This is a genomic window from Vibrio sp. 1078-1 (assembly GCF_033340475.1).
In genome coordinates this window covers 1-631 of record NZ_JAWOWM010000507.1, presented here as the reverse complement: position 1 = coordinate 631, position 631 = coordinate 1, and the positions used below count along the sequence as shown (strand labels likewise).

The following is a 631-nucleotide window of genomic DNA, read 5'->3' as shown; positions in this document are numbered from 1 at the left end:
TACTACCCATTTAGTGTCAAAACCAATAATGACCAAAGGTAGCCAGAACAGCCACATCCCCGCCAATGGGTACATCAAGCTTTGGCGAAACGCCGTACTAAAATTCATTCTTTCTGAACTGTGATGCACCACATGTGCCGCCCACATCCAACGAATACGATGGCTAGCACGGTGGAACCAGTAATAGAAAAAGTCTTGCAGCAACATAAGAAGCAAGAAGGCCGATACACTCATTTCGATATCAAATAATCGCCAATCAAATATCCACAAGTAGAAATGCGCAATCAGCAACCCCGTTAAAATATCAGCAGCTTGATGTAATCCTGCCAACACAAAGTTACACGCCACTTCCGGCAAATAATATTGTGCGCTGTCAGGCAGTTTACCTCGACGCTGTCCCAAACCGTATTCCGCGGCGATGCAGAGAAAAAAGATAGGAGCCAAAGCCATAAGCAAGAGCTCCGGTCGTTCCATGATTTGTGACCAATCCATTGTCTTATCTACCATTTTGCGTAGTGATCTTCCGTTAAACCCACAACACCGTCTAGTTCGTGCTTACTGCCATTGCCATCCACAACAAACCCTGAAAAGTGGCCGATATATTGACGAAAGTTACTTTTCAAAAACCAGA

2 protein-coding genes are annotated in these 631 nt (G+C 44.7%); both read right to left on the bottom strand.

All coding sequences use genetic code 11. From position 1 onward, the window contains the following. A partial coding sequence (locus R7190_RS28470; RefSeq protein WP_318138006.1) for a sterol desaturase family protein occupies positions 1–492 on the bottom strand: 492 nt, incomplete at its 3' end. An 8-nt stretch (positions 493–500) separates the two neighbouring features. Next, the coding region (locus R7190_RS28465) for a DUF2804 domain-containing protein (protein ID WP_318138007.1) at positions 501–631 on the bottom strand (131 nt) is incomplete at its 5' end.